Source organism: Sporomusa sp. KB1, assembly GCF_007830295.1.
Classification (GTDB): Bacteria; Bacillota; Negativicutes; order Sporomusales; family Sporomusaceae; genus Sporomusa.
The window spans coordinates 3,595,625-3,620,070 of the sequence record NZ_VLKC01000002.1; the positions used below are offsets into that span (position 1 = coordinate 3,595,625).

At 43.7% G+C, this 24,446-nt stretch carries 22 protein-coding genes and 4 tRNA genes; 18 read left to right on the forward strand and 8 right to left on the reverse strand.

The window, feature by feature from the left end:
* Window positions 1-177 precede the first annotated feature (177 nt).
* The 12 genes from SALPA_RS20325 to SALPA_RS20380 all read left to right on the forward strand — a co-directional run bounded on the left by SALPA_RS20325 (window position 178) and on the right by SALPA_RS20380 (window position 10,538).
* The gene (locus SALPA_RS20325) at window positions 178-1,209 is read left to right on the forward strand and encodes a GNAT family N-acetyltransferase (RefSeq protein ID WP_186451158.1); all 1,032 of its coding nucleotides are present in this window, start codon (window positions 178-180) and stop codon (window positions 1,207-1,209) included.
* Between the two features lie 145 nt (window positions 1,210-1,354).
* Window positions 1,355-2,473 carry an RNA-guided endonuclease TnpB family protein gene (locus SALPA_RS20330; RefSeq protein WP_145098193.1) on the forward strand — a complete coding sequence of 373 codons (1,119 nt, stop codon included), beginning with the start codon at window positions 1,355-1,357 and terminating at the stop codon, window positions 2,471-2,473.
* 217 nt (window positions 2,474-2,690) lie between these two features.
* Window positions 2,691-3,158 (forward strand): pyridoxamine 5'-phosphate oxidase family protein, encoded by a 468-nt coding sequence (locus SALPA_RS20335; protein ID WP_145098196.1) that lies wholly within the window; start codon window positions 2,691-2,693, stop codon window positions 3,156-3,158.
* 5 nt (window positions 3,159-3,163) lie between these two features.
* A complete protein-coding gene (locus SALPA_RS20340) occupies window positions 3,164-3,868 on the forward strand; it encodes a class II aldolase/adducin family protein (RefSeq protein WP_145098199.1) in 705 nt (234 codons plus the stop codon).
* Window positions 3,869-3,889: 21 nt separating this feature from the next.
* Entirely contained in the window at window positions 3,890-5,164 is a 1,275-nt protein-coding gene (locus SALPA_RS20345) for an ATP-binding protein (protein WP_145098202.1), read from the forward strand.
* Between the two features lie 7 nt (window positions 5,165-5,171).
* Window positions 5,172-7,667, forward strand: a complete 2,496-nt coding sequence (gene hrpB / locus SALPA_RS20350) for an ATP-dependent helicase HrpB (RefSeq protein WP_145102144.1) — start codon at window positions 5,172-5,174, stop codon at window positions 7,665-7,667.
* A 141-nt stretch (window positions 7,668-7,808) separates the two neighbouring features.
* Window positions 7,809-7,884: transfer RNA gene (locus SALPA_RS20355), tRNA-His, on the forward strand.
* A gap of 7 nt (window positions 7,885-7,891) precedes the next feature.
* Window positions 7,892-7,967, forward strand: a tRNA-Gln gene (locus SALPA_RS20360).
* Window positions 7,968-8,042: 75 nt separating this feature from the next.
* A tRNA-Lys gene (locus tag SALPA_RS20365) sits at window positions 8,043-8,118 on the forward strand.
* Between the two features lie 86 nt (window positions 8,119-8,204).
* Window positions 8,205-8,280 (forward strand) — tRNA-Lys (locus SALPA_RS20370).
* A 200-nt stretch (window positions 8,281-8,480) separates the two neighbouring features.
* Window positions 8,481-8,756 (forward strand): metal-sensitive transcriptional regulator, encoded by a 276-nt coding sequence (locus SALPA_RS20375; RefSeq protein WP_145098205.1) that lies wholly within the window; start codon window positions 8,481-8,483, stop codon window positions 8,754-8,756.
* A gap of 99 nt (window positions 8,757-8,855) precedes the next feature.
* Entirely contained in the window at window positions 8,856-10,538 is a 1,683-nt protein-coding gene (locus tag SALPA_RS20380; protein ID WP_145098208.1) for an FAD-dependent oxidoreductase, read from the forward strand.
* 361 nt (window positions 10,539-10,899) lie between these two features.
* Here the strand turns inward: SALPA_RS20380 and SALPA_RS20385 are convergent, their stop codons facing one another.
* The 6 genes from SALPA_RS20385 to SALPA_RS20410 form a co-directional block, all read right to left on the reverse strand.
* Window positions 10,900-11,631, reverse strand: coding sequence for a Rossmann-like domain-containing protein (locus SALPA_RS20385; RefSeq protein WP_145098210.1), 732 nt, complete (start codon window positions 11,629-11,631; stop codon window positions 10,900-10,902).
* 209 nt (window positions 11,632-11,840) lie between these two features.
* Window positions 11,841-13,040 (reverse strand): iron-sulfur cluster carrier protein MrpORP, encoded by a 1,200-nt coding sequence (locus tag SALPA_RS20390; protein WP_145098213.1) that lies wholly within the window; start codon window positions 13,038-13,040, stop codon window positions 11,841-11,843.
* A 38-nt stretch (window positions 13,041-13,078) separates the two neighbouring features.
* Window positions 13,079-13,447, reverse strand: coding sequence for a NifB/NifX family molybdenum-iron cluster-binding protein (locus SALPA_RS20395; RefSeq protein WP_145098216.1), 369 nt, complete (start codon window positions 13,445-13,447; stop codon window positions 13,079-13,081).
* Between the two features lie 88 nt (window positions 13,448-13,535).
* Window positions 13,536-14,453 (reverse strand): ATP-binding protein, encoded by a 918-nt coding sequence (locus SALPA_RS20400; protein WP_145098218.1) that lies wholly within the window; start codon window positions 14,451-14,453, stop codon window positions 13,536-13,538.
* Window positions 14,450-15,298: a 4Fe-4S dicluster domain-containing protein gene (locus SALPA_RS20405; RefSeq protein WP_145098221.1), complete on the reverse strand. Its 849-nt coding sequence runs from the start codon at window positions 15,296-15,298 to the stop codon at window positions 14,450-14,452. Before SALPA_RS20405 ends, SALPA_RS20400 begins: the two co-directional genes overlap by 4 nt.
* A 529-nt stretch (window positions 15,299-15,827) precedes the next feature.
* Window positions 15,828-16,535 carry a Crp/Fnr family transcriptional regulator gene (locus tag SALPA_RS20410; RefSeq protein WP_222428072.1) on the reverse strand — a complete coding sequence of 236 codons (708 nt, stop codon included), beginning with the start codon at window positions 16,533-16,535 and terminating at the stop codon, window positions 15,828-15,830.
* A 146-nt stretch (window positions 16,536-16,681) separates the two neighbouring features.
* On the opposite strand from SALPA_RS20410, the gene SALPA_RS20415 reads away from it, so the two are divergent.
* From SALPA_RS20415 to SALPA_RS20440, 6 genes are all read left to right on the forward strand, one after another.
* Complete coding sequence (locus SALPA_RS20415; RefSeq protein ID WP_222428073.1) at window positions 16,682-18,073, forward strand: ABC transporter substrate-binding protein; 1,392 nt, start codon at window positions 16,682-16,684, stop codon at window positions 18,071-18,073.
* 13 nt (window positions 18,074-18,086) lie between these two features.
* Window positions 18,087-18,773: a GTP-binding protein gene (locus tag SALPA_RS20420; protein ID WP_145098229.1), complete on the forward strand. Its 687-nt coding sequence runs from the start codon at window positions 18,087-18,089 to the stop codon at window positions 18,771-18,773.
* Between the two features lie 39 nt (window positions 18,774-18,812).
* Window positions 18,813-19,811, forward strand: a complete 999-nt coding sequence (locus SALPA_RS20425; protein WP_255450700.1) for an ATP-binding cassette domain-containing protein — start codon at window positions 18,813-18,815, stop codon at window positions 19,809-19,811.
* 75 nt (window positions 19,812-19,886) lie between these two features.
* Window positions 19,887-20,927, forward strand: a complete 1,041-nt coding sequence (locus SALPA_RS20430) for an ABC transporter substrate-binding protein (RefSeq protein ID WP_145098232.1) — start codon at window positions 19,887-19,889, stop codon at window positions 20,925-20,927.
* Window positions 20,928-20,992: 65 nt separating this feature from the next.
* The gene (locus SALPA_RS20435) at window positions 20,993-23,005 is read left to right on the forward strand and encodes a TonB-dependent receptor (RefSeq protein ID WP_186451159.1); all 2,013 of its coding nucleotides are present in this window, start codon (window positions 20,993-20,995) and stop codon (window positions 23,003-23,005) included.
* A 30-nt stretch (window positions 23,006-23,035) separates the two neighbouring features.
* Window positions 23,036-23,650 carry a class I SAM-dependent methyltransferase gene (locus tag SALPA_RS20440; protein WP_145098238.1) on the forward strand — a complete coding sequence of 205 codons (615 nt, stop codon included), beginning with the start codon at window positions 23,036-23,038 and terminating at the stop codon, window positions 23,648-23,650.
* Between the two features lie 171 nt (window positions 23,651-23,821).
* On the opposite strand, the gene SALPA_RS20445 is transcribed toward SALPA_RS20440, so the two are convergent.
* A complete protein-coding gene (locus SALPA_RS20445) occupies window positions 23,822-24,043 on the reverse strand; it encodes a hypothetical protein (protein ID WP_145098241.1) in 222 nt (73 codons plus the stop codon).
* Window positions 24,044-24,079: 36 nt separating this feature from the next.
* Window positions 24,080-24,445: a NifB/NifX family molybdenum-iron cluster-binding protein gene (locus tag SALPA_RS20450; RefSeq protein WP_145098243.1), complete on the reverse strand. Its 366-nt coding sequence runs from the start codon at window positions 24,443-24,445 to the stop codon at window positions 24,080-24,082.
* Window position 24,446: the final 1 nt, after the last annotated feature.

Below are 24,446 nucleotides of genomic sequence, written 5' to 3' on the forward strand. Positions count from 1 at the left end.
AAATCAGAGATTGCTATGCTGTTGTGCACGATGACTCCAGGTAACTTACTTGTCATTGCAAACAATAGTTTAGCAATCTTTTTTTTACGAGAAAGTAACCTTTCTGGCAGGGTAAAAAAGTCGGCTCTAACTAATAATAATTTTAAGTGTGCTAAAACTGTTACTAGGGAGAATGATATGTCGAAAAAGCCATTTACTAATGTGACAATCGAAAAAGTACAGCGTTCTGATTTAGAGCAACTGGAAAAATTATTTGCCACTGCCTTTGCCGGAGAAGTTGATCTTCAGCAAATTAAGCGCCGCATCCGTCGGGCTCGGCAGTTTTATTATATTTTGCAGCCGTTAAGTAAGTTTTCTGGCTGGATAAAAAACCATTTCGATGTATATGCTGTAAAAATCGCCGGGCAGGTAGTGGGATTTATTCAGCTATCGTATCTTAACTCTGCACAATTGCATATTGATTACATTGCATTCAGTAAGCAATATCGCGGGCAGGGTTTGGGCAGATGGGTTCTAACTACGCTGCTTGAGACTGTTGCTGATGCCAATAATCAGGATGTTGTACTTGAAGTTCGGGTTGACAATCCGGCATACAAATTGTATCAACGTTTGGGATTTAGGTCAGTAACGGAAATACTGCATTATGAAATGATCTTAGGCGGTACTACCAGCTCATTACCGTCACCGGATGATGAATTGCCTGGATTTCGGAAACTTACAGCGAAGGATCGAGGCCAATTATACCGATTATATAAGGCCTCAGTACCACCTGGTTTGCGGCGAGTCATTAAACGCAGCTATAGAGAGTTTAATCCCAGTATGCTGGTTAGGCATTTGGATTGGGCAAAAAACTATTTGATGCGCAAACAGAAAACCAATTTCGTTGTTGAGCAGTCTGATAAAATAGTGGCATTAGTAACAATCAGTAGTTATGTTAAAACCCAAAATTATATAATCAGTCTTATCATTCACCAGTCCTATGAATATCTGCGTCCTGCGCTGCTAAAAAAGGCCATTAATTTGATTGAAGCCAGCCATAAGCAAGGGGTAATAAGTATCACCATTTATAGTGACGATCCCGCTAAACAAGCCACTTTAGAGCAGCTTGGATTTAATAGAGATGCAGCCTATTACCTGATGTTTTACCCAGCGGCAAAAAAACGTAAAGAAACAGTAAGGGCAAGGTCACAAAACACAAGCGGTAAGTAAAAGTAAGAAAACATTGCTTAAGATTTTTAGTCTTAGTAGTAGGTGTTTTATAACGTCGCGCGTAAAACCCCGAATTTCTCCTTTCAAAAGTTTAAATATAAGTCTATACTAAAGTATAGAGAGCATTTCAATAGGGAGATATGTTATGCCAACTATCACCAAAACCATATCCGTAAAAATTGATGACCCGACTAAAACCAAACTGGAAGCATTACAGGACTTACTCACCATTAGTGCGGACTTATCGCGCTACTACGTTGCTAAAATGGAAGCTTTAGACACAGAGTCAAAGAAAGTCCTACATACTGAAACCTACAACGAAGTCAAAACCATGTTTCCTGACATTCCTACCGGGCTCATTCAGACCATCCGGGACAAGTCGCTGGAAACATACAAATCCTACAAAGCCCAGTTAAAGAAGGGTAAAAAAGCAAGTCTACCGGAATTCAAACACCCTGTAGTTAGATTTGACGGCAGGACATTTACCTTGCACACAACCGAAAAATGTTTCACCTACTTTGTATCGGTCAGCACCCGGCAGAAGCGGGTTATGCTGCCTGTACAGTACGGTCATTTTCAAGCGAAAATACTGGATAAGCTGTCTGCTGGCGAATACAAATTCTGTATTGCTGAACTATCATTCAGCTATCGGCTTAATTGCTATGTCCTGAATATTAGCTATAAATATGACGTGCCGGAAAAAGAAACATCAGCCGTCATGGGTATTGACCTGGGTATTACTAATCTCGCTGTCCTTGCCGTGCCTGGGCAGTTACATAAATTTTTCAGTGGTAAATGCTATAATCAAAAGCGTAGTCACTATGCAAACCTTCGGCGTAAGCTTGGCAAGAAAAAACTCTTGAAAAAGATTAAGTCTATCGGAAACAAAGAACAACGGTACATGAAGGATGTAAACCACAAAATCAGTAGGCAGATTGTTGATACTGCCAAACAGTATAATGCAGTTATCCAGTTGGAGGATTTGTCCAACATTAGAGAGCGTGTCAAGTTCTCGCGTAAAATGAACCGCAAACTGCATAACTGGAACTTCTACCAACTACGTTCCTTCATAGAATACAAAGCCATGGCCGAAGGGTTAAAAGTGGTACAGATAAGCCCGAAGTATACTTCTCAACGTTGCCATATATGCGGTCATACCGAAAAAGGCAACAGGCTAAATCAGGCAACTTTTCAGTGTAAAGCCTGTGGCTATCAGGCAAATGCAGACTTCAATGCTAGTATGAATATTGCTATAGCTGGCTAAATGTCGGTTACAGCGGGCTACTGTGAATCTAGTCCAGCCAACTGGCTGTCGTCAGGCGTAAACTCGCAGACGGCTAACCGGGGACGATGAGAAGCTACTGTTTAGGCAGAAGGCTTGGAGTTACCACCGGAAGCCGCGTGGCCTTGTGCCCGCGGTAGTTCACAAACAATGTCAAAATAATATAGGTATGACTTCTGACTATAGTAGGGGGGCTACCATGTTTAAAAATATGAGGCGCAAGGAACGGCAGAGTACAGAGGAATGCGCAGTTGCTATACTCGAAAAATGTGAGTATGGCGTATTAGCCACAGTAAGCCAGGACGGATATTCCTATGGTGTTCCACTGAGCTATATCTATAAGGACGCCAGTATCTACTTCCATAGCGCTGCTGTAGGACACAAATTAGATAATATAGCCGCTAACCACAACGTTTCTTTTTGTGTTGTTGGTGAGAAACAGTCATTGCCGGAAAAATTTACGACAAGCTATGAAAGCGTTGTCATCTTTGGGCAGGCAAGTCAAGTAACCGGAGAAGAAAAAAAGGCTGCATTACTTGCGATATTGGCTAAATATTCGCCTGCTTATATGGAAAAAGGGAAAGCATATATTGAAAATAGTGAGGACAAGACAACCGTAATAAAAATTACTATCGAGCATATGACTGGCAAAGTGAGGCCGCAGTAAAGAAAATGACAGAAGATGAACTTAAACAACAAATATGTCAAATCGGCAAGCGCATGTACGACAGTGGTTTCGTTGCCGCAAATGACGGAAATATCAGTGTTAAGCTAAGTGAAAATGAGGTTCTTACCACTCCAACTGGGGTAAGTAAAGGGTTTATGACACCGGAAATGCTGGTGCGGGTGGATAGCGAGGGCCAGGTGCTGGCTGCTGCCGACAGCTGGCGTCCGTCATCGGAACTAAAGATGCATCTACGAGTATATAAGGAGCGTCCTGATGTACAAGCGGTTGTTCATGCTCACCCGCCGTATGCCACTACATTTGCGATTGCCCGTACTCCCCTCAATAAACCGCTCATTGCCGAGGCTGTCGTAAGTCTTGGCTGTGTGCCTGTAGCAGAGTATGGCACCCCTTCCACCAATGAGGTTCCTGATGCGGTGGCACGTTACCTGGAACATTTTGATGCAGTATTGTTAGCAAATCATGGCGCATTAGCCTGGGGGCAAGATTTACTTACTGCCTATCATAAGCTGGAATCGGTGGAGTTTTATGCCAAGTTGACGTTTTTGTCAACACAATTAGGCATAGCTCATGAATTATCCACCACTCAAATTGAAACCTTATACGAAATCAGAAAGAAGCTGGCATTACCTGGCCGTCATCCGGGTAATAGCTGTGGAGTAGAGTGTAGTTTGCCATGTAACAGATTTTGATTTTTTGCAGGAGGTATTGTTGTGACAGATACTTGCTTTGACCTTAGCAAATTGCTGGTTTATCGCAATTTATTAAACGATAGTTTAGTTAGAGAACTACAAACTCTGGGGGCACTGGGGGCTGCAAAGTGTGATGAGTATGCACTTGCGGCCAGTCTTATTATTTGGGCTGAAGAAACTGGTATGGCAGGTAATATTGCAGAGAACTATTTGTTGTTCCAGCTCGGCTGTGATGAAAATATATTCAGCAGTACTGCCGGGAAAACTGGTGGTCAGCCAGGAGGAAGTCTGTCAAAGGCAGCTGTCCATGATATAACCATATTAAAGGCGTTATTAAACAAAGGGTTGACCCGGCAATTCGGTGAGGAACTCCAAGCAGTTATTAATGACTATCATCCTATCCAAGAGTGCCAAAGTAAAAAACCGGGTAAGTTTCAGGACTTGTCTACGCTTAGGGATTTGTTTTTTGATGTGACAAAAAACTATACGCCGGCAGAGGTAGTGCTGGCTCTTGGCCGCTATTATGACCGTTATGGCTGTGGCAGGTTAGCCGGTTATGGTGCGTTCAAATGGGATTCAGAGCGGCGGGAGCTTGCTGGTATTGAATATACCGATCCGGTACAGCTAAAGGATATTGTGGGCTATGAATATCAAAAGGCTGAGCTTGTCCGCAATACCGAGGCCTTTATTAATAACAAACCGGCTAACAATGTGCTGTTGGTTGGGGCCAGAGGTACCGGAAAATCATCATCAGTTAAGGCGATAGCCAACCGTTATTTTGATAAAGGTATTAGACTTATTGAAATATCCAAAACTGATTTTAAGCACATTCCCGAAATTATGGCGGCACTGCGGCAGTGGGGCAAGAAATTCATTCTATTTATTGATGATTTGTCGTTTGAGGAATTTGAAGCAGAGTACAAAATTTTAAAGTCGCTGATTGATGGTGGCATAGAGGTGCGGCCTGATAATGTTCTGATTTATGCTACCTCCAATCGGCGGAATTTGATCAAAGAAACCTGGGATGATCGCAGCGGCAATGAACTGCACCGTCAGGATACGATCAATGAAAAGATATCGCTGGCTGACCGGTTTGGCATTACGCTGTTCTTTACATTACCTAATCAGGAAGAGTATTTCCGGATTGTTGAGGAAATTGCGCACAGGAGTGGCATCCCCATGTCGGTTGCTGAGCTTAGGGCAGAAGCTTTACGATGGGAGATGTCACATTCAGGCCGTTCGGGTCGGATTGCAAAACAGTTTATTGATTATCTGGCAGGAGAGGTTGCAGACTAGTGTGAAAATGGATAGTCTTCCTATTGATGAAATACTGCCTGAGCTTAAGGCGACGCTTGGTTCACAGGTAAATGCTGTGTTGGTAGCACCACCCGGTTCTGGTAAGACAACACGTATTCCGCTGGCGCTTCTGGATGAAGAGTGGCTCAAAGGGCAGCGCATCATTGTGCTGGAACCCCGGCGCTTGGCGGCCCGCACTGCCGCACGTTATATGGCGCAGCTACTGGGAGAACAAGTAGGACAAACGGTAGGATACCGGGTTAGGCTGGATACTTGTATCGGTTCCAAGACACGGATTGAAGTAATCACAGAAGGTGTGCTTACCCGTATGCTTCAGACTGATCAAGGTCTTAATGGAATAGGTATGGTTATTTTTGACGAATTCCACGAACGCAGTATTCATGCTGATCTAGGGTTAGCGCTGACTTTGGAAACACAAGCCATTCTGCGGGAAGATTTGCGGTTGTTAGTTATGTCAGCAACTCTTGCAGCTGAACCGGTAGCCGGTATGCTCAGCAATGCGCCGCTTATTTACGGCAAGGGACAAGCCTTTCCGGTAGCAACGCATTATCTTGAAAGACGTGGTGAAGAAGGTATAGAGGCTAGTGTTGTACAGACCGTTTTTAGCGCACTAGCCAACAGTAGTGGCGATATACTGGTATTTTTGCCGGGAGCAGGTGAAATCCGCCGGGTTCAGGCGGAACTGACGGCAAGCGGTATCGCCCGGTATGCACAAGTTGCACCACTATATGGGGCTTTGTCGATAGCTGCGCAAGATGCAGCTATTTTGCCTAGTCCGGTTGGTGAGCGTAAGGTGGTTCTCTCCACGTCGATAGCGGAGACAAGCCTAACTGTTGAGGGCATCAGGACGGTGATTGATAGCGGGTTAATGCGTGTTCCGCGTTATTCATCACGTACCGGTCTTACTTCTCTCGAAACCATACGGGTCTCAAGATCTGCCGCCGATCAGCGACGCGGTCGGGCAGGGCGCCTAGGGCCGGGAATGTGTTACCGACTTTGGACACAACAAGAGGATCATTACCTTGAATCCAATACTGCCCCCGAAGTCCTGTCATCAGATTTGACGCCGCTGGTACTAGAACTGGCCGCTTGGGGAGTTGCTAGCCCTACGCAGCTCAAGTGGCTTGATTTGCCCCCTGAACTGGCATTTTTGCAAGCAAGACAGCTGCTTGGTAAGCTGGGGGCGTTAGAAGAGGGTGGCACTATTACCAAACATGGACGGCAAATGCTGCAGACAGGTTTACACCCGCGCCTGGCTCACATGGTACTTATGTCAGCAGAACTCGGTTTGGGCGGGATAGCCTGTGAGCTTGCCGCTATTCTTAGTGAACGGGATTTCTTGCGGGGTTCAGATAGTGATTTGCGTCTGCGGCTTGAAACTATCCATAATTTAGATGCTGCAAAAGTTAACCCTAAACCGATGGTAATGCAAGCCAGTGATAGAGCATTATGCTGGCGGATTAAACAGGAAAGTGACCGCCTGAAACGGGAATTTGGTAATTTGGCTGGTTGCTTGGCAGATATTGCGTACTGTGGCTTGTTATTGGCCTTTGCTTATCCTGATAGGATTGGACAACAGCGAGGTGGGGGAAGATTTCTACTAGAAAGTGGACGTGGCGCAATACTAGTTGACAAGCAGCTGGTAGCGAATGCTGATTATATTGTTGCCGCTACCCTTGATGGACAGGGCACTGAGAGTCGGATTTTTCTTGCTGCACCTATCGAAATAGAACAAATTAGAACCCATTTTGCTCAGCAGATAGTAAATGAAACTATAATTGCCTGGGATGGAGCTGCACAGGCAGTGCGGGCCAGAGTGTATGAACGATTAGGATCGTTAACCTTAAAGGTTAGCCCTTGTCTTAATTCCAAACCAGCAGACATTTTGCGGGCTTTGCTTAGCGGGATTGCCCAGGAAGGATTAGCGATATTGCCTTGGACGCGAGCGGCGCGGCAATTGCGTGAGCGTCTGCTATTCATTCACCACTGGCAAGCAGGATGGCCGGATGTTACTGATGAGGCACTTCTTGCCACTCTGGATAACTGGCTCGGGCCCTATGCCTACGGTTTAACAAGCCAGGCAGAATTGACGCAATTGAATCTTGCTGCTATTTTAGAAAACATGCTTACCTGGGAGCAACGGCAGGAGCTTGCTGAATATGCTCCGACTCACCTTATTGTGCCTAGTCAGCAACACGTTCCTATCGATTACAGCCAGCCTGATTGCCCGGTGTTGGCAGTAAGACTCCAAGAAATGTTTGGCCTTCAGGAAACACCATGTGTAGCACACGGGAAAGTCCGGTTAACGCTGAAGCTGCTATCGCCTGCAAGGCGGCCGGTACAGGTGACACAGGATTTGGCCAGCTTTTGGCGTACTACCTATTTTGAAGTAAAAAAAGATTTAATGGGTAGGTATCCCAAACATTCTTGGCCTGATAATCCTCTGGTTGCCACTCCAACTAACCGTGTTCGTATTAAATAATGCCTTATTGATACCACTGCATTGTGATTTTAGGTTGTTCTTTATTGGCAGAAGCTGCCAGACAAATAATGATTAATAGGGTGCTTGACATAAGGATATTGGTATGATAGAATAAATCCTGTCGTTAGCGACAATAATATGGTGGCTGTGGTGAAGCGGTTAACACGCCGGATTGTGGCTCCGGTATTCGAGGGTTCGAGACCCTCCAGTCACCCCATATCAATAGGGGCGTAGCCAAGTCGGTAAGGCAACGGACTTTGACTCCGTCATGCGTTGGTTCGAGTCCAGCCGCCCCTGCCATTTGAGATGTGGATGCGGGATGTTAGAAGTGGGAAGCTGTGCTAACACAAGCAAGTACCACATTATTTATTGTCTGACCTACTAGCTCAGTCGGTAGAGCACCTGACTTTTAATCAGGGTGTCCCGCGTTCGAGTCGCGGGTGGGTCACCAAATAAGGCAGCGAACCATGTTGTTGCGGACCAATAGGCTAAGCGGCAACATGGATAAATCGCTTACTTATGGTTATAGTTATACCTGACCTACTAGCTCAGTCGGTAGAGCACCTGACTTTTAATCAGGGTGTCCCGCGTTCGAGTCGCGGGTGGGTCACCAATGAATTTTAACCCCAGACTTAGTATAGTCTGGGGTTTTTTATTTTTCACCAATTGTACAACAGTAAGGAACAGGGAAAGGTTATTTATATTTTGGTTGATTTTAGTTATTTTATAGACTATAGTATTAATATAGTATAACCCCTCCCTGAGGGGGCGGATAAACTATGTGAAACATTATTTCAGTTAGGAGTATGAGTTATGGCTAGTGAGCAGATGAAAAAAAGCGTACTTCAAAGATTAGGTACGATTAAAGGTCATATTGCGGGTATTGAAAAAATGGTTGAAGACGATAAGCCATGTGAGGATATTCTCTTTCAATTGAGTGCTGTAATGGGGGCAGTCAACAAGCTCAGTGCGCATATTCTTGAAGGTTATACGGAAGCTTGTTTGAATGACGTTAGTATCGAGGCTGATGTACGTCAGCGAATTGAGAATTTAACTAGAACAATGCTTGCCATGGTAAAGAAAGCCTGATAAGAACAGTTGAATACAGGTTTACAGCGATTGTCTGAAATGCAGTCGGTGTAGAAAAATTAGGTGTTGCAATAGCAACAGAATTAGGGAGGGATTTGTGTGAAAAAAATTGTTGTGATTGGTGGGGTGGCAGCTGGACTTAAAGCTGCCGCTAAAGCGCGCCGGGGTGATCCGCAGGCAAGTATTACCGTACTGGAAAGAGGGAAGATCATTTCTTATGGCGCATGTGGCATGCCGTATTATGTGGGAGGAGACGTTAATGACATTGAAGATTTGATGAAGACGCCGGTAGGTATTGTACGCAGTTCAGCTTTTTTCAAAAATGTTAAGGACCTTGATGTATTAATTCAAACAGAAGCGACTGCCATTGACCGGCAAGCCAAGGTAGTAACTGTGAAGAAACTGGCTACGGGTGAAACAGATACTATACCTTATGATAAATTAGTTATTGCCACAGGTGCTTCACCTATAATGCCACCACTGCCAGGAGTGGCTTTAGATAACATTTTTTCGCTTTGGCATCCTGATGATGCCAAAATGATTCGGCAAGGAATTGAGGCCGGGAAATTTAAGCAGGCAGTAATTATTGGTGCCGGACTAGTAGGTATGGAAATGGCGGAAGCCTTAACGAAACGGCAGCTGCAGGTAACGGTAGTTGAAATGAAGGAGCAAATATTTCCGGCATTTCTTGATGCCGAAATAGCTGGAATAGCCTCTAAGTATGCAGCTGAAAAGGGAATTAGCTTACTGACGGAAGAAAAGGTAGAGCGATTTACTGGTGAAACAAGGGTGACGGCGGTTGAGACCGATAAACGTACTATTCCTGCCGATCTTGTCATATTGGCAATTGGTGCGCGGCCTAATGTGGAGTTGGCTAAAGCCGCAGGTTTGACGATTGGTGCAACTGGTGCCATTGTGGTAGATGAGGAAATGCGTACGAACGATCCAGATATCTATGCTGGTGGCGATTGCGTAGAAAATATCAACCGTTTATCTGGACAAAAGGTCTTTGCTCCCATGGGTTCAACGGCTAACAAGCATGGCCGCGTTATCGGTGAAAATTTGTGTGGCGGTCATGTCAAGTTTAAAGGTGTACTCAACACGGTTGTGGCTAAACTACATACTCTTACTGTTGGCAAAACCGGTTTAAGTGAACGTGATGCCAAACAGCTTGGTTGTGATTACATAACAGCGATGGTTGCAGGTCATGACAAGCCCCATTATATGCCTGGTGCCAAACCAATCACTGTAAAATTAATTGCCGAGGCCCAAACAGGAAGAGTTCTCGGGATGCAGGCAGTAGGCGAAGGCGAAGTTGCCAAACGTGTGGATGTGGTGGCTGCAGTGCTGACTTTAGGCGGTACTATTGATGATTTATTTGATATTGATCTGTCGTATGCTCCACCGTATAATTCTCCTATTGATAATGTAGCGGTGGCTGCCAATGCCGTCATGAACAAACTGGCAGGAAAATTCAAAGGTATTTCGCCGCTGGTAGCCAAGGAAAAGCTGGAAGACGGTAAAACAGTTTTCCTTGATGTTCGCACTCCGGACGAATGTAAGCAGATACGTCTGTCAGATAGCCTCAATATTAAGTATATCCCCTTAGGACAACTGCGCAACCGCGTGGCGGAATTGAACAAACAAGATGAAGTTGTAGCTTTTTGCAAAATCAGTCTACGGGGTTATGATGCCGAAGGAATCTTGGAAGGTGCAGGCTTTGAGAATGTGAAGGTCATGGAAGGCGGGATTGTTTCCTGGCCATTCTCCTGTGAAAAATAACAAGTAAAACTGATTGACTGGCAATGGTGTTATCGGTATTGCTATCGGCGCCTTTTTAGCTGCAGTATCGGAAGCTTCCGTCTCCAAGCTGTGCCTGCTATGCGGCCGGCACGGTTTTAAAAAAACAAGCGCATTTTAGACATTACTATTTGTCTGAAATGTGCTTGCTTTTTTGCCCAGTTGGGGATGACACCTGTACATGAGGGTGCGGAGTTAGGTTTAAAATGTATAATGAAGGGGCTCTTCGCTACGTAAGTTGACAGTGGGGAAGCGGGAACTGAATCTGCTGAGGGAAGCGGCTGCTGAAGTTGCTAAAGGGTAGGTTCCTGTTAAGTAATTTGTCATTGTTTATTACTATGGTTTAGTGTCCGCAAAAACAAATTCTAGACAGATTAAACATCTTTGCCAAACCTGCTGCGGTAACGCCATAATAGATTATCGGTTTCCCCTGCTGCAATTCCTGATAAGTATCATTTACCAAAACGCTGCCTGTGGATAGAACAATATCTGCCCAGGCGACATGTTTGGCATTTTGGGCTGCATCGTTAATGCGCACGCCACAGCGGATATGACCGATATTGTCCGGGTTAAGATCAGTTACGCGCAGGTCAAATTCAGCATTACTAAGAGCCTGGATGAGGCCAGGCTGTAAGCCAATAAAGGCGATCTTGGGCCGGCCATAAAGTTTCTGAATATGCTCCGGCAGTTTCTGGGAGCAGAGCAAGGGCTCACTATCTTTGCAGTGGACTGTTGCTTCTACCTGATTCAAATTGCGCATAACAGCGTTTAAAGTCGCAACAAATACTGCTCTGCGAAAATTGGTATCTAGCGGCAACTGTAATACCTCACCAAGCGTGCCATCAAACCGCCCCGGCTGGTCGGTAAAGGCTTGCCCGACTCCATCGTGAAACCGGGCTTCCATCATGACTTCCTTTCCTGTGAGGAGAGGGTAATCGTCCCGGTCTGGCGTTCCAATTGCTTCTGTTGGCGTGAGATCGTGCGCGGACACAATATGAACTTTTTCGTTTTCATTCCATTTGTGGGCTGCCACTAGTTGAGTAAGTTTTGTTCTGGCCTCTTCCAATAGTGTCATAACATACACTCCTCTATGTGCGCACGCTGTGCGCTTCATATTTTACAACTTTATTAGCAAGATTTTCTGCTGATAAATCATCTTCATTTTTAATAGCTGTAACATTTGAGTTATTCATACTATCCACCATAGTTGCTTATTCTCCACCTGGATAAATAAAGGCGCAACTAGAATAAGCTAGTTGTGCCCGGCCTTAGAGAACGAATTACTTAATGACCGCCGCAGCCATGACCGTGTTCGTGGTCGCAGGTGTTGCCGGAGTCGGCAAGTTCGCCGCGCAGGTACACAGCAACAAGGTTTTCAGGCGTATCCGAAGGGGCACCGCATGATACTTTTACGCCGCGTTGTTGTAAAATAGCCTGTGCGGCTTCGCCCATGCCGCCGACTATGATGTCGGTACAGCCATGATCGGCTACCCAGTTAGGAATGACACTGGGTGCATGAGGGGGCGGAGTTAGGGTCTCTTGCTTGACAATTTTGCCATCGGTTACAGTGATGATAGCAAATTGTTCACAATGACCAAAATGGGTACAAAGTTTTCCTTGAACTACGGGAATAGCAATTTTCATAGTTTTTTCAACACCCTTCTGTTTATTAGAAAGTTTTTGCAGAAACTGTTCAACAATATGTTGCATATTCTCTTTGGTATGACTGGTTAAAGTGTCGATACTGCGACCAGCATCACCAGCGGTGACTATGTTAGGGTCAATAGGCAGTTGTCCCAAGAAGGGAAGGTTATAATCAGCTGCAGTTTTTTCGCCTCCGCCGCTTTTGAAGATAGCATGCATATTACCGCAGGAAGGACAAACAAAGCCACTCATGTTTTCGATAATGCCTAGAACCGGCATATTGACTTTCTTGCAAAATTGGATGGATTTGCGTACATCCGCTAAGGCAATTTCTTGCGGGGTTGTTACGATGATAGCTTGGCAATCAGTTACTGTCTGAGCTATGGTCAGTGGTTCGTCCCCTGTTCCCGGAGGGCTGTCAATAATCAAAAAGTCAAGTGACCCCCAGTTTGCATCTGCTAAGAATTGACGTATAATGCCGATTTTTACTGGACCGCGCCAGATAAGCGGATCGTCAGGCTGATTCAATAAGCCTTGAATTGATACTACTTTTAAATTCTCGTTATAGTGATATGGTTGAAATTGGTCGCCAATGGTATTGAGTCTCAGACCGGTAAGTCCTAAGAGTCCGGCAATGCTGGGACCATGTACATCGACATCAAGCAGGCCAACGTTATAGCCCTGATTACTTAAGAAGACTGCTAGGTTAGTGGCAACAGTACTTTTACCGACGCCACCTTTACCGCTCATGACTAGGATTTTGTGATTGACATTTTGTAAAAAATTGTTGATTTTTTGATCCTGTGCTTGTAATTCTTGATCACTACTGTTACAGGCCATTTTAGAGTCCATCTCCTTTGATAATTTTGATAGTGATATTATTTCTTGATTTCAATAGCGTCTGGTGCGGTGAGGAGCGTTAGTTTGCCAGCTAGAAAAGCTGCTAATGCTTCTTCAACGGTACCGCTCAGAGTGCCTATTGAATACAAGGCAATATTTGCTGCCTTCACTACCTTAAACGCTTTGGGGCCTACATGGCCGGTGATGAGCACGCTGGCCCCGGTTTTGACTAGAGATTGTCCTGCCTGGATGCCAGCTCCATGGGCCGCTTCCAGGTTTTGTGTATTGGGTACACTGTCCCAGATATCTTTTTCTTGATCATAAAGGACGAAATAATCGGCTCGGCCAAAACGGGAATCGATGGTTGCTTGGCGGCTTTCGCCGTGCGCAGTAATGCCAATTTTCATGGTGTGGTCCCTCGCTTTCTTAATGATTTGTTGTAAGGCCCCTATTTCCCACAGGGGGAGCAGCCTAGCCTCCTTGGAAATGCATTTATTAACGGAAAATATTAAATTTCCGACGGAGCAAGTCAAATTTACTGTCATTTGGGGGGATGTTTAATCGGCTTGCGATGTTTTGCCATAGCTCGGTCAGTTCGTTAGTGACATCACCTTCTAACACTTCTAATACTGTTTTTCCGGCTTGAATAGCGCTGCGGAAGGTGTCACTATAGGGGATTTGGGCAAATATCGGAATAGCTTTGCTGTGGCACCAGGTTCTTATTTGCTCCGTATTTTCCTGGTGCAGCGTACTTTTATTGATGCATACGGCTATAGGCAATTGGAAATGGGCAACTAGATCTGTTAACCGTGCCAAGTCATGCATGCTAGACAAAGATGGCTCTACGACAGCCAGTGCTAAAGTGGCACCAGATAAGGCGGCAATAGCTGGGCAACCGATCCCGGGTGGCCCATCAGTGATAATAAGGGGTAGCTGCTCGGCGGCAGCAATTTTTTTAGCTTCTTGCCGGATCTTACTAACCAGTTTGCCAGAGTTTTCTACCGCAAGGCCGAGTTCGGCGTGGATTAAACAGCCAAAACGAGTGTCAGAGATAAACCAGTGGCCTGCTTGTTTTTCCTGCATGGCGATAGCGTGTTCGGGGCAGTTAAAGGCGCATACACCACAGCCTTCACAGTTTAGCGGTGTGGTAATGACACCGGCAGTAATGGCGCCAAATCGGCATAGGCCGATGCATTTGCCGCAGTGTGTACAGACTTGTTCATCAATATGTGGTTGAAACCCGGCTGTAAATGCATGAGTTTCCTTGATCGTAGCGCCGCTAACCAGATGGAAGTTGGCCGCATCCACATCGCAGTCTACCATTACCTTTTGCGGTGCTAGACAGGCGAGAGCCGCGCTGATGCTGGTTTTACCTGTACCGCCTTTACCGCTGACGATAACTAATTCTTTCATGCTCTCGCGCTCCTTTCAGCTTTAAGTTGTTGCCAGATAGTAGCAGCGATGTTTTGAAAGTCAGCTGGTATGCAACCTGCAGCATATTGGCGGGCGAAGGAAAGACTGTGCGGAATTTTGGCTAAGACTGGAATCTGGCGGCTCGTACAAAAGGCTTCAATATTTTCGTCGCCAGCAGCATCACTTTTATTAATCACAACACCAGTCGGTATTTGGAGCAGGTGGGTAATGTTCATGGCTAATTCCAGATCATGTTTGCCAAAAGGAGTCGGTTCAGTAACTAAGATACAAAAATCGCTGTTTTTGACGGCAGTGACCATGGAGCAGGAGGTGCCGGGGGGACAATCTAGCAGGATATCGCCTGTAAGCTGCGAGCTTTCTTGTTTCATTCGTCTGATGAGCGGCACAGCGCTGGGTGTACCCACTTTGAGGGTACCGTTTACAAGGTGAATGCCAGGCTGGGCGGCAGCTGCTCCAGTCATAAGGGTGCCAATTATCTTTTGCTCTTCGCAGATGGCGTTATGCTGGCAGGCAAGCAGGCAACCGCCACAACTATGACATAATTCATCAAACAACAGGGCTGATTTACCGGAAATTGCGACGGCACTGAAGAGGCAAACGGCTGAACAAGAGCCGCAACCGTTGCAACGGTCACTATCAATGCGAGGTACCATGATGGTAATATCCTGTCCTGGGCCTTGCCACTTTGGCTGGAGAAACAAATGACAGTTCGGTTCTTCCACGTCGCAGTCAATCAAGGTGAGCTGAGAATGCGCGACAGCAAGCAATAAGGCTAAGGTTGTTTTGCCGGTACCGCCTTTACCGCTGGCAATGCTGATAAGCACAGAGTTTCCTCCTTTGTAAGTTATGAAGCATATTTCATAACTTTGACAAAATTTTATTCCTCGTTGCGACTGACCGTAGATGCTTCACACGCAGGGTATGATAGATTGCGTAAAAAAACTCCTGCAGGCTTGTAGTGAGTAACTGGTGGTAGTTGTTCAACGCGACGTTCTTTGTGTAGGCGAGCCATAGTGCTCCTTTTAAATTATGAAATATATTTCATAAACAATATATAATATTCTATCCAGTATGTCAAGGAATATTCTTCTATGCAAAATTTATTGTGAATTGAAAAAACGCAGGTTGGGCGCGAGACGAGAAGCTATTATCACAGGCAAATTAAATCCGACAGCATTTGATGTATTAACAGAAGCAAGCGACTAAGGAAAGCTTAAACTAAAATTGCCAAGCCTATCCACGAGGAAAGGGCTTGGCAATTTTAGTTTAAATGCTCAAATAAAATACATAAAAAATTTACATTGCTTGAATTAATGTTTCTTCCCTTGAGGAAGATATAGCTGCTCAGCAAATCTAGTCTGGACATTCTAAGATTTCTTTTAAAATATCCACATTACGAAGCGTGATTGATGTGTGATAAAAATCAATAATATTTTCATCGCGCATGCGAGAAATTTCTTTAGATAAAGCGGGGCGAGAGACATACAAGAAATCAGCTAATTCATTGCGATTTAATGATAGGGTAAAAGTTTTTTCTCCTTTAGATTCATATTGTTCCAGAAGATACATGCAAATTTTTTTTCGCAAGCTTTTGAGCGCAAAATATTCCAGCTTACGATGGAGAAAACAAACATTTTTCGATACCAACATTAACATATTTCGTAATAATTGTTCGAGGCCTAAAAAAGTATTTTTGTTGCCTGCAATTTTTGCACGTGATAAAAACATTACAGTACAGTCAATTTTGGCAACTACAGATATTGGCCAATTAGTTTGCTGCGAAAATATAGCTCTAATTCCGAAACAATCCCCTCTTTGAAATTCTTTAAATAATATGCATTTTCCTGTAAAGTTTTCTTTTATAATTGACGCCTTACCGTGAATTACTATACCTAATCCGGTTATTTTTTCATTTTGTTTAATAATATAGGAATCGGCAGAGTAATGTAGCAATTCTGGTTTAAGATAGGCAAAGATCGTGGTTAACATATCAACGGAAATGCCGGAGAATATAGCAAATTTTGAAACTAATTTGACTAAGTCTTCTTGCAATGGTATCACAACCTTTTTCGATTGGTAATCGAGATTACCGACAGTAGCCTTATAAGTGAGTATACTATATATCGACAATGATTTGCAACAAAAACAAATAATAATGAATATCGGCGATTTAAAAAAGCAAATATGTTTATTTATGTTTATTTTTGTTGGAGAAAAAAATAATCAATTGTGTTTTTAATACGATTGTAAAAGGTCGTATAAAAAGAAAATTAATTAGCAAAAAAAGTATTGAGGAGGACAAAATGAAAGAAAATATGCTTGATTGGACTATTCAGGACATTGTCACAAAATATCCTGAGACGTTGGAGGTATTTAGTAATAACGGTTTTGAAGTGTTTGCCGATGAAGAAGTTATTAATGAACTAGGAGCAATACTTAAGCTCAAAACTGCGTTGCGAGCAAAACAAATAGGGGCTGAAGCTTTTTTAAATCTACTAGACGAAAAAATTGCCGATGTCACCAATACTAACAATCTTCTCACCTCTATGGTTGATAACAATTCAGGAAGATTCAACTTTGTTGCTCAGATTCCCTGTGGCCTAAAAGTTCCTTTAGAACGTGAACTGCAATCAATCTTCCAGCAAGTCCAAAAGAATAGTGAAGAACCGATTAACTATTACACCGGAGCATGCTGCAACGATTTACTCCATCTCAATGAATGGATACCGCATTTTATGAATATTGACGAAGTACCGGATATGGTGTTAACAAAAGGATATCACTTTTTCAATAAAAATTTCATTGAGCGATTTATCAAGCCCGGATATTTTGTAACGCCACAAAGTCAGCTGATAAATAATCAAATGGCTGACATTGATATTGGTGATAAAGAAGAAAATTATCATGTTGTCGGTCTGACTACCAATGTTATGGTAGTGGATAAGTCAAGACTTGGTGATTTGTCGATGCCGAGAACATGGGGCGATTTGTTAAAGCCTGAATATGAGCGCAAGGTTTTGATGAATACTTACGGGGACACTTTTAGCGATGTTGTATTATTAAACATTTATAAGGAATTTGGTGATGCTGGAATTGAGGCGCTTGGCAGGGCAATACATAGCGGGTCACATGCTTCACAAATGATTAAGGGGATGGCGAGTCGTAAAGCGGATGTGCCGCCAATTTACATCATGTCCCATTTCTTTGCTAACGCCATAAGTAATTCAGATAATATTGAGATTGTTTGGCCTGAAGACGGGGCCCTGGTAATGCCGCTCTTCTTTATGGTGAAGGCGGATAAGGCAGAAAAGCTGAAAGACTTAGTTGATTTTGTAAGCAGTTCACGTTTCGGCCAGCTTTGTGCCGATGCCTATTTTCCTTCCCTACACCCAGATGTTAATAATAAATTGGCAGCCAATGCTAAGTTTAAATGGTTGGGATGGGATTTTATAAAGGAAAACGATGTTGAAGAATTGGTAGAGAAACTAAATAAGCAGTGTTGGGAGAGCTATTCTGCCAAGGGCGGGCAGGCGAACAATTCATCTCCAGCTTGTGGGTGTAATTCCGGCAAGGAAAGTTTAAAAACACAGAGTATATGATGGGGGTGAGATTATGCAGTTAATTACTGTATCTGGTCCGCCCTCTGCAGGGAAAACGGCAGTGATTGCCAAGATTGCTGAAGTCTTGCAGCATGACAAAATGAAAGTGGCGGTTGTCAAATTTGACTGTTTGTCGACGAAGGATCAGGAATTTTATCAAAAAAAGGGTATAGTTGCCAAGACTGGACTGTCAGGCAATATTTGCCCAGACCATTTTTTCGTCAGCAATGTTGAAGATTGTGTAGCTTGGGCAAATCGCAAAGGCTTTGATATGTTAATCAGTGAGAGCGCCGGACTATGCAACCGTTGTTCACCGCATATCCGCGGGGCGCTGGCGGTATGTGTGATTGATAATTTGAGTGGTGTTGAGACCCCGCGGAAAATTGGGCCAATGCTAAAACTGGCTGATATTGTTGTGATTACCAAAGGGGACATCGTCTCGCAGGGGGAACGGGAGGTCTTTGCTTTTCGCGTCAAACAGGCCAATCCCCGGGCAGTAATTGTTCATCTCAATGGCATTACCGGGCAAGGAGCTCAGGAAGCCAAAGAATTATTTTGTAACGCCGCGGAGTTTGNAAGTCTTATTGGCAGTCANCTGCGGTTTTCCATGCCGGCAGCCACTTGTTCGTACTGTTTGGGGCAGGTTCGTATTGGCGANGACTTCCAAATGGGTAATGTGAAAAAAATGGAGTTAGACTAAGAAGGGACTGGGGTCTAAGTGTGGGAAAAGCTGTCTTCTATGACTATGCAAGAATTGTTTACTGCCTATCCGTATGCGGCTGATTTTTTTCAAGCCTTACCATTGCCGGTTAAACCGTTTGACCGGGTTTGTAATTATTTTTCAAGTATGGACGAAGAAACTTCCCAGGATTTAGGGATGGATCAGCAGGTTCTTATCGAACAATTTGTCGCTTTTATGACTCAAATGCAGCAACTGCAGGTTGCGGAGGAGGCAGTCCAGTCTGTTACTATTGTTGGCGGACAAGACAAAGACGGTCAGAGTGAAAATATAGCAGTAACAATTAATGCCGGTGAAGTTATTTGCATCGTGGGACCAACCGGTTCGGGGAAGAGTTGTTTGCTGGCAGATATTGAGTGGATTGCTCAACGGGATACGCCGACAAAACGAAAGATACTGATCAATAATCAGATTCCGGATGGCAAACGCCGCTTTTCCATTGAACATAAGCTGGTTGCTCAACTTTCGCAGAATATGAACTTCATTATGGATTTGACGGTTGAAGAATTTGTTCAGATGCATGCCGAAAGCCGAATGGTGGAAAATGCGGCGGAAATTTGCGCTAACATTATTGCGAAAGCCAATGAATTAGCTGGCGAGAAGTTTTTGCCAGGTACGCCGGTTACCTCATTAAGCGGCGGTCAGTCCCGTTCTCTGATGATTGCGGATGCGGCCTATTTGAGCAAATCGCCGATTATCCTGATTGATGAAATTGAGAATGCCGGAATTGACCGCCAAAACGCGATTCGGCTGTTGGTTGACAGACAAAAAATTGTATTGATGGCTACTCACGACCCGATTTTGGCTTTAATGGGCGATAAGCGGCTGGTGATCAAAAACGGTGGAATTAAGAAAGTCATTGTGACTTCAGAGCAAGAACGCCATAATTTGGTCTTGCTGGAGAAATTGGATCGTCAACTATCCGCAATCCGGGATATATTGCGTAACGGAGGGTGCATTGATCTAATACCGGCCGAGCCGGGGGTGACAATTTGTTAAAAGGCGATATTTTTGATAATTTGGATGATGTGCACTACTGCTGATAAATCAGGATAAGATTCAGGAGGTTGAGATATGTTGAAATTAGGGGTTGCTTGTCTGGTCATGGTCTTATTATTAATGCTCATTGCCGGTTGCAATAACAGCCAGCCTGTTGCTCAAAGCAAGCAAAGTCAACTTGAAATTACCGATATGGTTGGACGAAAAGTCACTATTCCCCGCGAGGTCAATAAAATCTATGCGCCAATCTATGGCACAGTTATACTTAATGCAATCGTACCTGATAAGCTTGTCAAGCTAACTAATTCGCCGGGCGATCAGGGAGACAAGCAACCCGGTGGTATGAGTAAAAAGATCAAGGAAGCGGCTCCTGACATTATTGTCGCAAATACACAGATTGATGCCGATAATGCTGCCGTTATCGCCGCCGCCGACAAAATGCAAAACGAACTGGGCATTCCGGTGGTAGTAATTGAGAATAGGTTGGCGGAGTTAGATAAAACCTATGATTTTATCGGTGAGCTGCTGCAGGAACAAGAAAAGGCCAAGGTGTTGGCTGATTATTGCCGGGCTACCTTTGCTGAAATCAAAACCGCTTTGGACAAAATACCGCAAGAAAAAAGAGTGCACGTTTACTATGCGGAAGGCCCGGATGGCCTGGCGACCGATCCGGCACAAACAAGGCATAGTCAGGTGCTTGATCTTGCCGGGGGCATTAATGTCGCTCAGGTTGCTTCCAGAACCGGCCCTGGTCAGACTCCTGTTTCGATTGAACAAGTAAGGGAGTGGAACCCTGATGTCATCATTGCTAACCGTATGAAAAAAGACGACCCGGAAAGTTTCCGCGATTATGTTCTTGGTAATCCCGAGTGGGAGAATATCAAAGCGGTAAATGAACGAAGGGTATATGATATACCGAAACAATTGAATAATTGGTTTGATCGTCCACCCTCTGCGAATAGGGTTATTGGGCTTAAATGGCTGGCTAATCTCCTGTATCCGGATTATGTAAAAATAGATATGAAAAGCGAAACCAAGAAATTTTATAAGCTATTTTATCACTATGACCTCACTGATCAGGAGGTGGAGAATTTATTAGGAAATACTGCGGAATGACGACGTTCAACAGTAAAAAGGCCGTTGTATGCATAATATCCATACTATTTTGTTAGGAGATGATTATGTTGAAAAAGAAAAAACTGTTTCCGGCGCTGGTTACACTCATATTGGTCAGTGCTACATTGCCGGCACTAGCGGAAGAAAGTACTGACAAGCAAAGTGTCGAACTAAATCCGGTTTTGGTATCTGCCAAAAAAGATGCTGCTGAGAGATCAACTGAAAAGGAACCGGTATATAGCCGTTTGGCCGTTCCGCAGAGTGGTGAGGCGGGCACACAAACGATTACTCGCAAAGACATTGAGGCAATGCATCCCAAGGATATAATTGATGTGATTGAACAAGGCCTTGGCGTGACAACGACCTTTCAAGGACGGAGAAATTTAAACTTTTTTCAGGTTCGTGGCAATGGCAGTCTCGGTCTGATTATTGATGGCATATACATTCCGCAAACTCAATCGGGTCGGGAATTAGCAAATTTTCCTCTTGAGGTCGTCGAATCCGTTCAAATTGTGCGGGATCCAACTATGCTGACTTTGGGTCCGGTTTCTGCTTTTACGACTACACAGGGATCGCCAAATGGAGGCTTTATTGTTATTAAGACCAGAAAGCCGACGAAGGCGGAAACCGAAGTTAAGGCCAGTTATGGAACTTATCATACTTACTCAGTTAACACCTATCATGGCGAAAGTAATGGCAATTCTTATTTTGTAGCAGATTACAAAAAGTACCACACTGGCGGAAAAGATGATTGGTTTAATGATGCCAGATCGGGCTCAATTTATTTAAAAGGCGGTTACGCAGATAAGGGTTTAACTAGTAACTTTTCCTTCTTTTATGATAGTGGTTCCCGAAATTTTCAGCGTGGTATAACTGACACTGGAACGATGTCAACGATGCTGTGGGGTTATGATCCGCTAAAGTCCATAATGCTTTCTTTTGATATTAATCGTTTATGGGACAAAGATCATATAACATCTTTTAGCTACGGCTTTAGCAAGACTTGGGACGATTCACATTCGAATGACATTACAAAACCCTTGGTTGATACTGTTTTTGCTGAACGGGACTATTTACGCGAATTCAACTTGTCGCATACGATTATTTCCGATTCAGGTAAAAACACTCTGAAGTTCGGTAGCCAGACTATCTTGTGGCATACGCCGACAGGTGAATTATCCTGGCAGAAAAAAGAACGGGAAGAGGAGTTATATGGCTACTATATTTCCGATGAGCAAAAGGTCAATGATAAATTAACTGTTGATGGCAGTGCTCGAATTGACCGGAAACATATTACCAAGGGAATTGATAAATATAAACCGAGCGATATCAGTACGCAAGTTATCAACGATATGTGGATGAACAATGCAACCAGTTATGCGGTCGGAGCTGCGTATAAGCTTGATTCTGTATATAAACTATCGACTAGAATAGCTTATTCCAAACAGCCCACCGACGCGTTTATGAGCACGGTAAATAATGAGGCGCTTGATCCGGAAGTGCGGCTGAGATACGAACTTGGTATTAATGCAGACTACAGCAAGAATTTGCACGCTGGGTTGACGTTTTTCCAACATAACATAGATGGTTATAAAATTGTGGATCACTACGAAGATAGCCAAGGAAAGATTGTGAAAAGCTCCGCGACAGATGCTGTGAGTGTTTATACTGACGCTGATGTAAAGCAACATGGGATGGAACTAAGCCTGAACGGGAATCTGTTGAATAATTTAAAATATTATCTAAGTTATTCATATATCAAATCAGATTATGCGCCAGATAACGCCACAATGCCTCATAATATTTACACACTGCGGCTCACTCACAACGGTAAAGCGTTTGATACCAATTTGATATTGCGAAAAATGGATTCGTGGCAAAGTGCTCTTACCGACGGTTTTTCGTTAGGAGATTATACTCGGATCGACCTTAACTTGAGTAAAATGATTAATCCGGAGACAAAGGTAACCGTATATGGAAGAAATATTACAGATAAACATTATGCAAGCATGTATAACAACGGCTATTATTATGATGTCGGCGCCGTATATGGAGTTGAATGGAGTAAGAAGTTCTAACGTGGCTCATAACAGGAGGGGGGGCTTTTTATGGATAAGTTCGATGCGAATGACTATGATCAGTCAACTGGAAAATTATTTGCTCCTATCTATCCCGTAATTGCAGAACAAATTTTAAATAAAACGGGGAAAACCAAGGGGAAATGTTTAGATATTGGTACAGGACCGGGGTATTTGGGTATCGCTTTCGCTAAAATTACCGAGATGGATGTTTGTCTGTTTGATATTTCGGAAAATGCATTGAGCCTTGCCACTAAAAAAATTGCCGAAGAGGGATTAGAAGACAGGATGCAGACCTTGCAAGGCGATGTTCATAATATCCCATTGAATGATTCAGTCGTTGATCTGGTAATCAGCCGCGGCTCTTTTATTTTTTGGAAAGACAAGCCGAAAGCGTTTACAGAAATATATCGTATTCTTGCTCCCGGAGGCTTTGCTTATGTAGGTGGTGGTTTTGGCACCGACGAGTTGCGTGCTGAAATTGAGCAAAAAAGGAAGGAAAACAACGATTCCTGGGAGGAGAGAAAGAAAAAGCTTACTGGAGACAATTTTGGCGAGAAAATTGTAGAAGCACTGATGGTGGCGAATATTCCGGATTTTAAGATATCAATGCAAGGTGGATTTTGGGTTATTATGCGAAAATAGTCAGGTTATTTTTTATCCAGATGAAAAGTATTACTTTTCCTGGATTGAATGACAAAGGCTTGTGCCGGCGTCCTAAAGGACGCCGGCACAAGCCTTGGCTTATCTTATGATCGGTATTGTCACTGAAGCGAAGGGAGTGAGGGTAATCATACCGATTATATTTGAATTAAATTATTTTTTATATACCCAATCGTACAATTCGTAATTCTTCCTATCCCAAATTACAACTTCCGGTCTAATCATCAGTGCTTGCTTACTTCCCTTCTGTCCATTTTTATAAGCTTCTTCATGAGTATCAAATATACCTACCAGGCTCCTGATTCCCGTCGATGGATCAGTAAAAACTAAGCCAAATCCCGTTTGACCTTCAGAAAATTCAATTTCTTTATACAACACAGTTCCTCCTTCCACTTTTTATACAAGGTTCGTTCAGTGTTTATGATGAGGACCATCACATTCATCTGTTCCCTCAGGATTCTTAATATACCTTAATAGTTGTCTTTCCATTAAATCAAGTGCAGTTTCAACAGAATGACCTAACCCGAGATATCGTGTTACACATGCTTCTGTTAGTATATTAAATGCTGTTGGGTTTAATTTTCCTGTAATAAGGGCTTCACAGTCATATTGTATAACTTTCTCAGCAAGCTCATCTTCTGACGAATCCTCATTTTTAATAGCTATAACAACCTTCGAGTCATCCATATTGACAATTACTAAATAGTTACATGAGTCAAATTGTTCAGATACTTTACTGTTTAAACTTTGCCCATCAGCACCTATAGCAATATTCATG